This is a genomic window from Polyangium sp. y55x31 (assembly GCF_029946505.1).
Classification (GTDB): domain Bacteria; phylum Myxococcota_A; class Polyangia; order Polyangiales; family Polyangiaceae; genus Polyangium.
Genome location: NZ_JARZHG010000001.1, coordinates 627184 through 640287 on the forward strand (window position 1 = coordinate 627184; position 13104 = coordinate 640287).

At 66.7% G+C, this 13104-nt stretch carries 12 protein-coding genes; 7 read left to right on the plus strand and 5 right to left on the minus strand.

Annotated elements, in window-relative coordinates; translation table 11 throughout:
• Positions 1-60: 60 nt before the first annotated feature.
• Positions 61-738 carry a hypothetical protein gene (locus QHF84_RS02080; RefSeq protein ID WP_281311440.1) on the plus strand — a complete coding sequence of 226 codons (678 nt, stop codon included), beginning with the start codon at positions 61-63 and terminating at the stop codon, positions 736-738.
• A 160-nt stretch (positions 739-898) separates the two neighbouring features.
• Here QHF84_RS02080 and QHF84_RS02085 read toward each other — a convergent pair whose 3' ends face one another.
• The gene (locus tag QHF84_RS02085; protein WP_281311441.1) at positions 899-1567 is read right to left on the minus strand and encodes a hypothetical protein; all 669 of its coding nucleotides are present in this window, start codon (positions 1565-1567) and stop codon (positions 899-901) included.
• 54 nt (positions 1568-1621) lie between these two features.
• On the opposite strand from QHF84_RS02085, the gene QHF84_RS02090 reads away from it, so the two are divergent.
• Together QHF84_RS02090 and QHF84_RS02095 are read left to right on the plus strand one after the other, a co-directional pair.
• Positions 1622-3241 (plus strand): NAD(P)-dependent alcohol dehydrogenase, encoded by a 1620-nt coding sequence (locus QHF84_RS02090; RefSeq protein WP_281311442.1) that lies wholly within the window; start codon positions 1622-1624, stop codon positions 3239-3241.
• Positions 3242-3304: 63 nt separating this feature from the next.
• Positions 3305-4072: a glucose 1-dehydrogenase gene (locus QHF84_RS02095; RefSeq protein ID WP_348652829.1), complete on the plus strand. Its 768-nt coding sequence runs from the start codon at positions 3305-3307 to the stop codon at positions 4070-4072.
• Between the two features lie 93 nt (positions 4073-4165).
• On the opposite strand, the gene QHF84_RS02100 is transcribed toward QHF84_RS02095, so the two are convergent.
• Complete coding sequence (locus QHF84_RS02100) at positions 4166-4363, minus strand: hypothetical protein (RefSeq protein ID WP_281311443.1); 198 nt, start codon at positions 4361-4363, stop codon at positions 4166-4168.
• A 391-nt stretch (positions 4364-4754) separates the two neighbouring features.
• Positions 4755-5102 carry a hypothetical protein gene (locus QHF84_RS02105; RefSeq protein WP_281311444.1) on the minus strand — a complete coding sequence of 116 codons (348 nt, stop codon included), beginning with the start codon at positions 5100-5102 and terminating at the stop codon, positions 4755-4757.
• A 158-nt stretch (positions 5103-5260) separates the two neighbouring features.
• Between QHF84_RS02105 and QHF84_RS02110 the strand changes: the two genes are divergently transcribed.
• From QHF84_RS02110 to QHF84_RS02120, 3 genes are all read left to right on the plus strand, one after another.
• Complete coding sequence (locus tag QHF84_RS02110; RefSeq protein ID WP_281311445.1) at positions 5261-6544, plus strand: ferric reductase-like transmembrane domain-containing protein; 1284 nt, start codon at positions 5261-5263, stop codon at positions 6542-6544.
• Positions 6541-6900, plus strand: a complete 360-nt coding sequence (locus tag QHF84_RS02115; protein WP_281311446.1) for a cytochrome b5-like heme/steroid binding domain-containing protein — start codon at positions 6541-6543, stop codon at positions 6898-6900. Before QHF84_RS02110 ends, QHF84_RS02115 begins: the two co-directional genes overlap by 4 nt.
• Positions 6901-7042: 142 nt before the next feature.
• Complete coding sequence (locus QHF84_RS02120) at positions 7043-7504, plus strand: hypothetical protein (protein WP_281311447.1); 462 nt, start codon at positions 7043-7045, stop codon at positions 7502-7504.
• A 270-nt stretch (positions 7505-7774) separates the two neighbouring features.
• On the opposite strand, the gene QHF84_RS02125 is transcribed toward QHF84_RS02120, so the two are convergent.
• The gene (locus QHF84_RS02125) at positions 7775-9106 is read right to left on the minus strand and encodes a hemolysin family protein (RefSeq protein ID WP_281311448.1); all 1332 of its coding nucleotides are present in this window, start codon (positions 9104-9106) and stop codon (positions 7775-7777) included.
• 247 nt (positions 9107-9353) lie between these two features.
• On the minus strand, positions 9354-10667 hold the full coding sequence (mgtE, locus tag QHF84_RS02130; RefSeq protein ID WP_281311449.1) for a magnesium transporter: 1314 nt from the start codon (positions 10665-10667) through the stop codon (positions 9354-9356).
• A 576-nt stretch (positions 10668-11243) separates the two neighbouring features.
• Here mgtE and QHF84_RS02135 point away from each other — a divergent pair.
• Positions 11244-12848 (plus strand): hypothetical protein, encoded by a 1605-nt coding sequence (locus tag QHF84_RS02135; RefSeq protein ID WP_281311450.1) that lies wholly within the window; start codon positions 11244-11246, stop codon positions 12846-12848.
• Positions 12849-13104 lie beyond the last annotated feature (256 nt).

A 13104-nucleotide genomic window follows, 5' to 3' on the forward strand; every position in this document is an offset into this window, starting at 1 on the left:
CCCATTCGAAGTCCATGATCCGGCCCGCTGCAGTGCCTTGCTGCGCGCAGAGGGGGAATCATGCGCTCGTCACGCATTCGCGTCGCCGCTCAGGGCGTCGCATTTTCCAAGCGGGTCACCGTGTCGGGTTTTTGGCGCGGCCTGCTGGCCGCCGTCGTTGCTCTTTTGGTGTCCGCACCCGCGGCTTCCGCCCCCCCGGACAGCCAGCTCGAAGACCTGCTCGGAGCGCTGTGGGTCACGGTGATCGAGACGCCGACGCCCAGGAACCTCTTCAACCCGGACGCGAAGCGACCCGAGCCCTGCGTCGACCTCGGGAATGGCATCATTGCGCCATTCGGGCCCCTCTTCACGAACGGCATCAAGTGCACGGTGACGACCGATACGCAGCTATTCATCATCGGTGTCTCGAACGAGTGCAGCACGAGCGAACAAGGCGTCGACGCGACGAAACAGGATCTGCGGTCCTGTGCTCGGGCAGCGGACGCCGCCTTCGATCCGGTGGTCACCGTCGACGGGCAGATCGTCGCATTGACGGAAGTCGAGACCGGGCTCGTGCCTTACGAACTGCCCGAGGACAACATTTTCTCGACGAGCACGCTCACGGGCGAGCTTTGGGCCCACGGCTGGGTCACGCTCTTGCCACCCCTGACAATCGGGAAGCACACGATCACCATCGACCTCCAGAACGACGGGGTCATCGACAGCACGACCACGATCATCGTCAAACCCAGCGCCTAGCACGACCGCCCCCCATGACACCCGCGACGGCCCTCGGTAGCGTGCTCGTTACAACGAAGAATACCTACCAGACGTATACGCAGGAAACTCCCGTCGACATCTACAGGGCCGACCTCATGCGCCGCGGGGCCATGTGCGCGGCGCTCGCGACGGACCGGAATCAAAACCGTTTGCGGAAGCCCACCTCGAGGGGCATGTAGGCGCGGAGGAGATAGGCATCGGGGCGAGGCCACTCCCCCTCCTGGGTCATGTTGCCCATGTACAATGCCACGTTCAGGCCGGTGCGCAGGAGGAGGTCAGCATCCGGGTGGACCGGAATGACGGCCGAGAAGAGCAACTCACCGATCCCGCCAAAGCTCGGGGGGAACAACCCGAAATCCGGCATCCAGGCGCGGCCCATCCCGAGGCCGAGCGTCGCGGCGATTTCCACGCCGCTCCGGGTCGTGCCGCCGAGCGATAGAAGCGCGGAGGCCCCGAGCTCGTGTGCGAACGACGCCGAGCGGGTCCACCTTGCCCACGCGTCCCAGGTGTGCGCGTACCTGAGGCCGACGCCCAGGCGAACGAGGCCGAAGCTGTACATGTAATCGCCCGAGAGTCCGAGGAGCACCGGTCCGTCGGGGTCGTGGGGGGCATCTCCTCCCCCATCGTAATAACCCATGGCCACGCCCGCATAGAGGGGCGTCAGGCCGAAGCTCGCCGACAAGGAGTGCTTGCGCGGCTGCGTGCCGCGTGCGGGAGCGGACGGCTCCGCGCCGGACGCATGGACGGCCATCAAAAGGACGAGGAAGGCTGAAGCGAGGGACGTCGAAAAGCGAAGCGTGCGCGTCATGCGGACCGGAAAAGCAATGTCGGTGCCACGAGGTTTTCCGCGACGCTCGCGAGGATGGCGCGTGCCTTCGGCGCGGGCGGTGCAGGATACGCGGATCAGGGATGTGACCCCCCGCCACATGTTGCCCGCCGCCACACCGGTCATCGACACGAGGCCCAGTCAACGCCGAGTCGGAGAAGGCCCGACGCTGAAGCCGCGGGGCTCGGCCGGCGACGCGAGAACCTACGCAGCCGGCTGCGCCGATCGACTGTCAACCGCCGCTTAACAGCCCATCCACTGGCCAGCACCTACTCGGTCGTCGAGACCTGGTGCAGATTACTGCCCGTCGTCGACGTGCAGCGCCGGGCCAACAAGCGGGGCGAGAATCGTACGACAACGACGAGGACCGACACCATGAGCACGAACACGAATGAGCCGACCGCTGCGCAGAAGGCGCTCGGCGACTTTGCGCCGGAGCTCGTCCGCAGTGAGCAGTATTCACTCGAACGAAGACGACTCCTCCTCGGCCTGGCCGCGGCGCCGCTCGCAGCATGCGCGGGAGCGGGAGCGGGAGCCAATCTGCGAGCCGACACAGCAGCGGGAGCGACCACCCCAGCGAGGTCGTCGCCGGCCGCCGCCGTAGGACCTGGGCCATTCCCCGCTGAAGGCATGGCCGCCCATTCGCCGAAGGGTCCGCTCAGGCCAATACGGTTCCAGCGTCGCGCGCTCGGTCCCAAGGACGTCGCGATCAAGCTCCACTACTGCGGCATTTGCCACTCCGACATCCACACGGTTCGAGGCGATTGGGGACCGATTCAATACCCCCAAATCGTCGGCCACGAGCTCGCTGGCGAGGTCGTCAGCGTGGGCTCGAGCGTCAGCAAATTCCGCGTCGGTGCGCGGGTCGGCGTCGGGTGCATCGTCGACTCTTGTCGGCACTGCGTCGAGTGCGAGGCCGGCCACGAGAACTACTGCCTGAACGGGAACACGCAAACGTACGGATCGAGGGACAAGGACGGCTCCATCACCCAAGGCGGATACTCGACGTTCGTCGTCGTGGACGAGGACTTCGTCATCAACATCCCGAACGTCATCGACCTCTCGGAGGCCGGACCGCTCTTGTGCGCCGGAATCACCGTGTACTCGCCGCTCCGTCGATGGGGCATTTCCGCGGGCAAGAAGGTCGCGGTCGTCGGCCTGGGCGGCCTCGGTCACATGGCCGTGAAGCTGGCCAAGGCGATGGGTGCAGAGGTCACCGTGTTCACCACCTCACCCGAGAAGATCGATGACGCGAAGCGCTTCGGTGCCGCCCATGTCGTCGTGAGCAGAGACGGCGCAGACTTCTCTGCGCTCAGACACCGCTTCGACTTTGCGCTCGACACGGTTCCCCAGAGGCACGACCTCAATCGTTTCGTCCCGCTCCTCAAGCGCGACGCGACGTACTGCAGGGTCGGCGTGGGCAAGACGGTGGACACCATCGACGTCGGGCAGATGAGCCTCGTCCTGTTTCGCAACGCCATCGCCGGCTCGAACACGGGTGGCATTCGCGAGACGCAGGAGATGGTCGACTTCTGCGCGCTCAACAACATTCGGCCAGAGATCCAGAAGATCCCAATGACAGGCATCGACGAAGCTTGGTCCAAGGTCGTCGACAAGAAGGCTCGCTACCGCTTCGTCGTCGAGATCAACGGCTAGACGTCGCCCGCATCCAAGCGCGAACGCACGTTTTCAAACGTGAGCTCGAATCGGAGAGATGACATGAATCCAATGTACGATTTCAATGGACAGGTCGCGCTGGTCACCGGCGCGAGCTCTGGAATGGGGCTCGCCACCGCGAGAGCCTTCGCCGCGGCAGGTGCTTCGGTCGTGCTCGCCGACATCAACACGGATGCGTTGGCGTCTGCAACCGAAGCGCTGAAGGCGGCGGGCCATGCGGCGATTGGGGTTGTCTGCGACGTGTCCGACGAGGAGCAAGTCGCAGCGATGGTGCGGCGTTCCGTCGAGACCTACGGCCGGCTGGACATGGCCTTCAACAACGCCGGCGTTCAGGCGCCCCCCACGGATGCCGCGGATGAGCCGGCGAGCCTGTTCGACCGAGTCAACGCGATCAACCTCCGCGGTGTTTGGTCGTGCATGAAGCACGAGCTCGGCCAGATGCGTAAGCAGGGAAGCGGCGCGATCGTGAACTGCTCGTCGCTCGGTGGCCTCGTCGGTCTGCCAGGTCGGGCTGCCTATCACGCATCGAAACACGGGGTCCTCGGCCTGACGAAAAGCGCGGCACTCGAGTATGCGCCCCGAGGGATTCGCATCAACGCGATTTGTCCTGGGACGATCGCCACACCGATGGTCACGGACATGCTCGCCAAGGGAGAGCTCGACCTGTCCGTGGCGCTCGCGAATCAGCCCATCGGGCGCCTCGGCGAGCCCGAGGAGATCGCAGCCTCCGTGCTCTGGCTCTGCAGCCCCGGCGCGAGCTTCGTCGTCGGCATCGCACTTCCGGTCGACGGCGGATACACCGCGCGCTGAGCCTTTCCTCACGACCCTGCCGTAGGAGACTCGCATGGAACGCCGACCTTCCACGTACAATCTGCTCCTGGCAGTTGCGCTCGCCTCTGGTCCTCAACGAGCAGCCGCTCTCCTGCGTGCGGGGCCATGATCGAAGATCACCGAGAAAGAGGACTTCTTCGCAAACCCGGACGAACCATTCACGATCGCCTGCTCGGCGACGTCGACCGGCTCGTCGAGCATGTCGCTTTCGTCGACGCTCGCCGCGACGCAGCCCGAAACGGCGACGGCGCCGGCGAGGGTGGCGAGCATCGAGAGGGTATGGAGCGCGCCTGCTGGCATGTTGCGTGTGCATGGGGATCGTTCCTCCATCGAGGGTCGTCGTTCGGCGGAGCGAGGCGCCACGTGCGCCGCTCTCCGCGACCTTCGAGGAGGCAGTTGCGCGCTTCGGGATGTGTGAACGTTTTTTTCGGTCGCCCGAAGGAGTACCCGGCCCCCGATGTCCCGCCGCATATCGAGGCCAGCTTGGTTGCAGAGTTCAAGCAGCAGACGGAGCGGCTGCCCCACGAGGCGCGGGAGACACCACGCAGGCGGCGGAGGGGACGGGCGGCATCATCGCAGAGCGCGGTTCATGCGCCCGAGGAGGCGTCCGCGGGATTGCTGCAAGGCGACGCAGGCGCCCGAGGAGCGATCTCCGCTTCCATTACTCGGGCGCGCCAGCCTCGATCCACGCCCGCACCGCCGCGGTGGAGTCTCCCCACGAGACGGGATGGCCGGAGCCCATCGGGACGGTGTAATAGGGGCTGGCGTCAGGATTGCCCGGCGTGACGCGGGCCCTCGCGTTGCGATAGACGCTCATCGCACCACCCGACATTCGCTCGTGGCAACCGTCGCAGCGCTCCTTGGCGAGCGGACCGATTCCTTCTTTGAACGTCGCCGGCGCCAAGGGTGCGGACGAGGCCTCCGCGCATGCCGGAAGGCCCAAACCGACGAAGCAAGCGATCCAGAGCAGCAGGCCGTTCCTGCTCGAGGTCGGGCGAATGCCTACCACGGTAGCCTCCTGTGCGAGCGACGCTCGAAGGGATGCGCCGCGCATGGGCCCCATGCAGCCCACGGACCGCGTTGCCCTGATCCTGGTCGATCGCTTCACATTTCTGCTCGCAATCACGTCATGTCGAGCGTGGCTCCTGGCTTGCAATAGGCGAGCTCGTGCAGAAACTTCCGTCCTGGACCCCCGTGCTCGTCGCCGCTGCCCTCGCCGTAGCGCCCGCGTTCACGTGGGCGTGCTCCGCAGGCGCGGACGTGCTCACCTGGTACGGATTCGCTCGATTCGCGGGGTTTGCCGCGGCTGGCCTGTTCGCGGTCTCGATGCTGCTCATGTTGCGCCTGTCATGGCTCGATCGAGCCTTCCGCGGCCTCGGTCACGTCTACCAGGCCCATCACGCGCTCGGGGTAGCGGCGCTCCTGCTGCTCCTCGTCCACCCGCTCGCGCTCGCGCTCGGCGCCTTTCTGGTGGAGCCGGCTGCCGCGCTTCATCTCCTCTGGCCCAATCCATCGTCCAAGGTCGTATTTTCGGGCTGGCTTTCGTTGCTCCTGTTCCTCATTTTTTTCGTCGTGACCGTCGCGCAGCACATGCCGTTTCATCGCTGGCGCCGATTGCACCGGGCCCTCGGGCTGGCCTACGCCGCCATGGTCTGGCACCTCGTCACGACCTTCAGCGGCTCGGTGGCGGCCGGACTCGCGCTCGGGCTCGTTGCCGCGGGGGTTCTCGGCTTCGCGCATCGTCTCCTCGCGGAAGATCCGCCCCGGCGAGGTCTCCGCTACCGGATCACGGACGTGCGGCGCCGCGGACCGAAGGTCGTGGATCTCGTGCTCGAGCCGCTCGACAAAAAGCTCCGGTTCGAGGCGGGCCAGTTCGTGTATCTGGCCATGCGCGATTCTCCCGACTATGAGGCGTGCGGCGAGTCGCATCCATACACGCTGACCGGTCACCCCGACGATCCACGCATCCAAGTCTCCGTGAAAGCGCTGGGCTTCTGCACGCGGCACATCCAGGAGGTCACGGTCGGCACGGAGGCCGCCGTCCAGGGGCCGTTCGGGGGGCTGTTTCCCGCGAAAACCCACGATCGACCGCAAGTCTGGATTGGCGGCGGTATCGGCGTGACGCCGTTCCTCGGCCGCGCGTCGGTCATCGCCGCGGACGGGCCCTCGCTCGACATCGTGTACTGCGCCGGCAATGAAGGCGCGGCGCTCTACCTGGAGGACCTCCGCGCCTTCACCCGGGCTCGCCCCGACATGCGTGTTCACACGATATACGAGGACACGGACGGGCTGCCGACGGTCCCCGCCATCGAATCGCGCGTGGGCTCGCTCGAAGGGAAAGAGATCATGATCGCCGGTCCGCCCGCCATGGTGGAGGCTCTCCGCCGAGCGCTGCGCGCGCGCGGCGTGCCAGCCTCGCGCATTCATACCGAGGAGGGCATGGCGCGATGAACTCCCGACGCGTCGTTCTCGCCGCCGTGCTCGCCTTCGTGCTCGCGTGGGGCACGCTCCTGAGCCTCGCCGTGGAGAGATCCCGGCATCCCGTCGCGCCCCGAGAGGCGCGACGCTGGAGCCGCGCCGAGGTCGCACGGCACGACCGGCCGGAGGATTGCTGGCTCGTGATCCACGGCAAGGTGTACGACGTGACCCATTACATATCGGCGCATCCTGCGCCGCCCAAAACGATCGCCGACCATTGCGGCAAGGAGAGCACGTCGGCCTTCGAGACCAAGGAGACCGGGCGGGCGCATTCCCCGCAGGCCTGGCAGCTCCTCGAGACCTATCTCGTGGGCGAGGTGAGCGATTGAGCTGGACGCCGACCGGAGGCCAATCCGATCGGTGCCCCGCGCAGGGGGCGAAAGGTGCCCGGGGGACGGTTGCGGGCGCCTCGCCAAGCCACCATACCGTCAACGTGGGGGACCATTCCTGCGGTTCTCAGGGGAGGCTCGGATGATGACGCGGTTTGCCATTCACGGACTCATCTTCTCGTCGCTGATGTTGTTTCCGACTGCAGCCCATGCGGGGAAGGCGGGCATCGTCGTGCAATTTCCCGATGGCGCGGTGCGTACCGCGTGCGTGGAGTTCGCCGAAGCGGAGATGACGGGATACGATCTGTTGCAGCGCGCATCCTTCGCGTCGACCTCACAGCAATCCGCCGAGTTCGGTGCCGCCGTTTGCAGCATCGAAGGCATCGGATGCAACTACCCTGCGGAATCTTGCTTTTGCAGGTGCCCAGGCAATGGCCCATGCACGTACTGGTCGTACTGGACGCTCGATGAGGCGTCGCAATGGGTGTACTCGAACGTCGGGGCATCGAGCCGGCGGGTGCGCGACGGCTCGGTCGATGGGTGGATGTTCGGGGACGGCCGTATCCCGCCCATCCGTACGACGTTCAGAGACATCTGCCGGTGATTTTTGCATCCGGAAAAACCCCGCCGACCGCGCTTACCGCAAAACGTTTCGCGCCGACCGCCACGGCCGCCGCCCACCGGCCGCCCCCTCCCCGGCCGGCTCCTTCGTGCCCGGCAAGCTCGATCAGGTCCGCCGCGTGGTCACGGGAGGCAGCTTCACCTGTGGTGCTGGGGGCGCGACGAAGGCGGGCAGCTCGGCGCCGGACGTTCGGCAATGTCGTATCGGCCCATTCGAGCGGAGGTGCTCCGGTGAGCGCCGAGACGGCGTTCGTCAGCGCTCGTCGTTCGGGGAAACGGGCAGCTTGATCCGCACCCTCTTCACGTGCCTCGGCGTGGCCTCGACGACCTCGATCGTCGTCCCATCCGGCGCCGTGAGCTGCGTCCCCACCGCCGGGATGCTGCGCGCGAGATCCATGACGAGACCCGCGATCGTCGAATAACCATCACCGACCGGCAAATCGAGCCCGAGCTCGCGATTCACGTCGTGCACGGGCGCGCTCCCCGAGACGAGGAACGTCCCGTCGGGCTCACGATGTACGAGCGCCGGCGCAGGCGCATCATGTTCGCTGAAGACGTCGCCCACGAGCTCCTCGACGAGGTCCTCCAGCGTGACGATGCCGCTCGTCGCGCCGAGCTCGTCCACCACGATGGCAATCTGCGTGCGGCGGTTTTTCATGGCGTCGAGCAAGGAGACCGCGCGCATGCTCTCGCCGACGAAATAGGGAGGTCGCAAGACCTCCTTCACGGTGAACGAACCATCCCCGGTCGCCCGAAGGAAAACGTCCTTCACGTTCACGTAACCGATGACATGATCGAGGTCCCCCTCATAAACCGGCATCCGCGTGTGCCCATGCGCGCCGACGACACGGCGCACATCGTCGAGCGTCGCATCATGCGGCAGGCTCACCACGCGCGTGCGCGGGACCATGACCTGCACCGCAGACAGCTCCGGCAAGTCGAGCGCGCGCGCCGCGATCTCACCCGCACTCGGATCGACCGAGCCCGCCTTGGCAGCCTCCCCGACAAGCTGCTGCAGCTCGTCCGGCGACAATCGCGCCTCGGTGAAGGTAGTCTCGTCCCCGAACAGACGCAGCACGACGTTCGAACTCGCAGTCAAGAACCAGACGAGCGGGCGCGCGAACCACGACAGGCCGAGCAGCAGCCGCCCGATGAGCAGCGCATACGTCTCCGCATATCGCAACGCGAGCGACTTGGGCACGAGCTCGCCGAGGACGAGCGAGAGGTAGGAGATCAGCGCAACCACGAGGCCAAGCGCGATGGCATCCGCATGGTCCGAAAGAACCGGGACGCGCCGAAAAAGAGGCGCAAGCTCCTCCGCGAACGTAGCGCCGCCGAACGCACCCGCGAGCGCACCGACGACAGTGATGCCAATCTGCACCGTGGCAAGGAACCGCTCGGGATCGTCGCGAAGAGCCTTCACAGCGCGAGCGCGCGTGTTCTTCTCGGCGACGAGCTGATCGAGCCGGGAGCCTCGCAGCGCCACGATGGAGATCTCGGCGCCGGCAAGGACGCCGTTCACCAGCACAAGCGCGAGGATGACGAGGAGCTCGGGGACGATGGCTGCCTCCTTCGAGGGAGCCAATCCATCCCACACCTCAGCGCTCGATGCCCGAACAGGCGCACGGACAGCCACCGCAACATCGTCGATTCCGTCCCAGTCGCGGCGGCCCTGGTCTCGTTGAGTCGTTTCGCTGGGGCGTTGCCCCAGGCCCCACCAGGGGCTGTCCGCCCCTGGACCCGGACCAGCGCAAGCGCTGGACTCGGGGTCGATGAACTGCGCGATGCGCAGTTCATCGAACGGGCTCGGAGGGTAGGGCGTTTCCGCGCGCTCACAGCAGGCTTCCCTGGAGAAGGAGCTGGGCCGCATTGAAATAGATGACGAGCCCCGAGACGTCGACGAGCGTCGCCACGAAAGGCGCAGACGCGCTCGCCGGATCGAAGCCGAGACGCCGGATCACGAAAGGCAACATCGAGCCCGCAATCGTCCCCCACGTCACCACCCCGACGAGGCTCACCGCGACGGTCAGCGCGACCCTCACGTAATGCGGTCCGTAGGTGTGAAACAGCGCTTGCCAAGCGAGGATCCGGACGAGACCGATCGCAGCGAGGATGATGCCCAGGAAAAACCCAGCCGCGAGCTCTCGACGGATGATGCGAAACCAGTCGCCCACCGTGACCTCCCCGAGCGCCATCGCACGGATGATGAGCGTCGTCGCCTGCGATCCGGAGTTACCACCGCTCGAAATGATGAGGGGCACGAAGAGCGCGAGCACGACAGCCCTCGCGATCTCCTCCTCGTAATGCCCCATCGCACTCGCCGTGAGCATTTCCCCGAGGAAAAGCGCAGCGAGCCAGCCTGCGCGTTTCTTCACCATGGCGCGCATGCCCGTCTGCATGTAGGGCGTATCGAGCGCCTCCATGCCGCCGAGCTTCTGGATGTCCTCGGTCGCCTCGTGCTGGACGACGTCGACGATGTCGTCCACCGTGACGATGCCCTGCATGCGGCCCTCGGCATCCACGACCGGGACCGCATTGAGAGCGTGCCGCGCAATGACCCGCGCGACGGCCTCCTGGTCCATCGTCTCGGGCACGGCAATGACATCCGTGTTCATGACCTGGCCGATCGGCTTCGCACCCGGCGCGGAGAAGAGGTCCCGGAACGACACGACCCCCCGGAGCTTCTGGTCCCTGTCGAGGACGTATGCGTAATAAATGGTTTCGAGCTTTTCGCGCGCCTGTCTCTGAAGGTAGCGGATGGCCTCGTCCACGCTCATCTCGGGCCGAAGCCGCGCGAACCGCGGGCTCATCAAGCCACCCGCAGCGTCCTCCGCATACGCGAGGAGCGCTGAGACCTCGCGCCGCGTGGTCTCGTCGAGCATGCCGAGCCACTCGCCCCGCTGCTCCTCGGGGATCTGCTGGATCACGTCCGCCGCGTCATCCGGAGCGAGAAGGCGAAGCCAGAGACGCCGCTCCCCGGGCGACATCGCGGCGAGGAGGGCGCCTTGCTCCCGGGCGGAAAGGTCGAGGAAAAAATCGTCCGCCTCGCTGCGCTCCATGCGCAGGAACGCATCCACCTGCTCTTGCGGGTCGAGGTCCGGCCAAACGCCACGCACCTCGTCCGCAGTGAGGCGCACCCTGGACATGACGCACCCCCTCCCGAGCGCCAGCGTCGGACGCTCGGCGGCTCGTACCACGCTTCGATGACGATTCAACCGAAAAACGGGGCCTTTGCCTCCACCTGCGCCCTTCCCAGTTGAACCCTCCCCCGAGCGGCGCGATACCTCCCCGCATGCCGCACATCCTGATCGTCGAGGACGTCGACGCCATGAAAAACCGCCGCACGCAGATCGTCACGAACGAGCTGGATTCCCTCCGCGCCGCAGGCCGATGACGCGCCTCCCCGCCCCGAAGACACCCGTCGCACGTACAGCAGACTTCCCCTGGAGCAGGAGCTGGGTCGCATGGAAAGCGTCATCGCCTGCGATCCGGATTTACCGCCGCTCGAAATGATGAGGGGCACGAAAAGCGCGAGCACGACGGCCTTCCCCCGGCCCCGGGCATGCCTCGACGCCGCGGAGCGCGCCGCCCGCATCGATCGGCTCGGGGGCTCGCGCCCGCGTGAGATGAAAGATGCGCGCGTGTCAACACTCTCTCCACATCGACCTGGTAGCTCCATCGTGCCGCGCCGATCACGCGCGAGCGAACACGGGAGGCCACTTGTGCTGAGAGGAAATCAACGATACGCGCTGGGGATCATTGCGGCGCTGGCCGGTTGCACGGCGATCGCGCCATCCACATCGAGCTCGTCCGAGGATACGCGCACCGCGCCCATTGCGCTCGGTACGGATACGCCCGTCGGTTTCTCGACGAGCCCCCTGCCCATCCCTGCCGGTATCGACCGGTTGCTCGGGGGCTTCTGGCTCGACAACGGGGAGATCCTCACGAGCGGACGTTATCAGGGCCAGACAAGCGCCGTGGTCGGCGTGATGGATGCGCAGGGCACCTCGTTCCGGTGCATAAGCTGCGGCCTCGTCGACGCCGTCGATCTCGGCAGGCCCCAGCCCTTCGCCGATGGGAAACGTATCCTCGTCCAGTCGCCGTCGAGCTCCAACGTGCTCGAGGATTTCACGCACTGGATCCTCACGTGCGCGCCCTCGATCGCCGACTGCCAGGCCGTCACGGCCGAGCCTCTGCGCGGGATGAAGGGCGGCCCGCGGAGCCTCCAGGAGCGATGGCCATCGATCTCGCCGGACGGACAGCACATCGCATGGACGCGGGTGTCCGCGGCGGGCTATCGCATGCTCTTCGCCGATCTCGTTCATACTGCGGCCGGCTACGAGGTGACGGGCATCCGCGTCCTCAATCCAGCGCACGATCTCGGGACCCTGGAGGGCCTCCTGAACGCGACGGCCTGGTACGAGATCAAGGGATTCACGGAGGACGGCGGTGGGCTCCTCGTTGGGTCGACGCGCGGCGGGACCATGAACCTCGATGGGTTCGTGCTCCACCTGGCGACGGGCGCGTGGGAGCGGCTGACGACCGATCCAGACTGGGACGAGGACCACGAGATCTCGCCGGACGGGTCGTGGTTCGTGGTCGGCTCGGCGCGCGGCGAGGAGACGCTGACGCCCTTCAGCCTCATTCCGCTGCCCCCGCTGATCGATTTCGGGATCGTCGCTCCGATCACGTACTACCATATCGGGGGAGATGCGCGGCGCTCGGGTCGCCGGCACGTCTGGCGCTTCCCGCGCCAGAGCGACGCGGAGAGCGGCGGGCAATGGCTCGTGCCCGCGCCTGGCACGGGAGAGGTCCTCTCGACAGGGCCCGAGCTCAGCGCCGATGGCCATTCCATGCTCTTCGGCGCGCGGATGCCGGGCGCGGCGGACCGCGAGCTCCTCGTGGGTCATTTCGACGAGCCGGTCCATGCGGCCGTGTCGTGGCAGCCGACGCCCACGCCGCCCTGGGCGCCGCTCCTGTCCGACGCGCCGGCGCTGCCCGCCACGTTCCTCGCCACGATCGACGGGCCCCAGGGCGGCCACGCGCGCGTTCACTGGATCGGCGGAACGGCGGGCGGCTCGTTCTCGGTCGAATACCAGGGCTATACCAGCGGCGAGGGCCTCGTGATCGACGGCGCGCAGCGATACGAGGGCGCGCCGGTCCTCGGGCGCTACCGCGCGGATGTCACGGTATCGGGCGCCGCGCAGGGATCGGCGAGCGCGGATCTGTGGATCGTGAACAGCGACCGCTGCGGCTCGGTCAGCGCGACGCTGGGCGGGCGGAGCGTCGGGCAGCAATACGATTGCGATCTGCCCGATCTGCCGTGACGATGATACGGCCGCCCACCGTCACCGCGTCGAGCGAATGCTCGTCGCCTCGCAAGAACTCCTCGAACAGGACGGGGCCGTCCACCGCTCCCATCCGCGCGATGGTACGCATCGAGGTCGCCCGGCGTCTCCCGGCGGAAGCGCCGCGCGTCGGACGCTCGGCGGCTCGTACCACGCTTCGATGACGATTCAACCGAAAACAGGGCCTTTGCCTCCACCTGCGCCCTTCCCAGTTGAACCCTTCCCCGAGCGGCGC

Coding starts and splice junctions, on each gene's coding strand:
- QHF84_RS02115 (WP_281311446.1), top strand. CDS start 6,541: ATGAACTCCCGACGCGTCGTTCTCGCCGCCGTGCTCGCCTTCGTGCTC.
- QHF84_RS02120 (WP_281311447.1), top strand. CDS start 7,043: ATGATGACGCGGTTTGCCATTCACGGACTCATCTTCTCGTCGCTGATG.
- QHF84_RS02085 (WP_281311441.1), bottom strand. CDS start 1,567: ATGACGCGCACGCTTCGCTTTTCGACGTCCCTCGCTTCAGCCTTCCTC.
- QHF84_RS02080 (WP_281311440.1), top strand. CDS start 61: ATGCGCTCGTCACGCATTCGCGTCGCCGCTCAGGGCGTCGCATTTTCC.
- mgtE (WP_281311449.1), bottom strand. CDS start 10,667: ATGTCCAGGGTGCGCCTCACTGCGGACGAGGTGCGTGGCGTTTGGCCG.
- QHF84_RS02100 (WP_281311443.1), bottom strand. CDS start 4,363: ATGCTCGCCACCCTCGCCGGCGCCGTCGCCGTTTCGGGCTGCGTCGCG.
- QHF84_RS02090 (WP_281311442.1), top strand. CDS start 1,622: ATGGCGCGTGCCTTCGGCGCGGGCGGTGCAGGATACGCGGATCAGGGA.
- QHF84_RS02095 (WP_348652829.1), top strand. CDS start 3,305: ATGAATCCAATGTACGATTTCAATGGACAGGTCGCGCTGGTCACCGGC.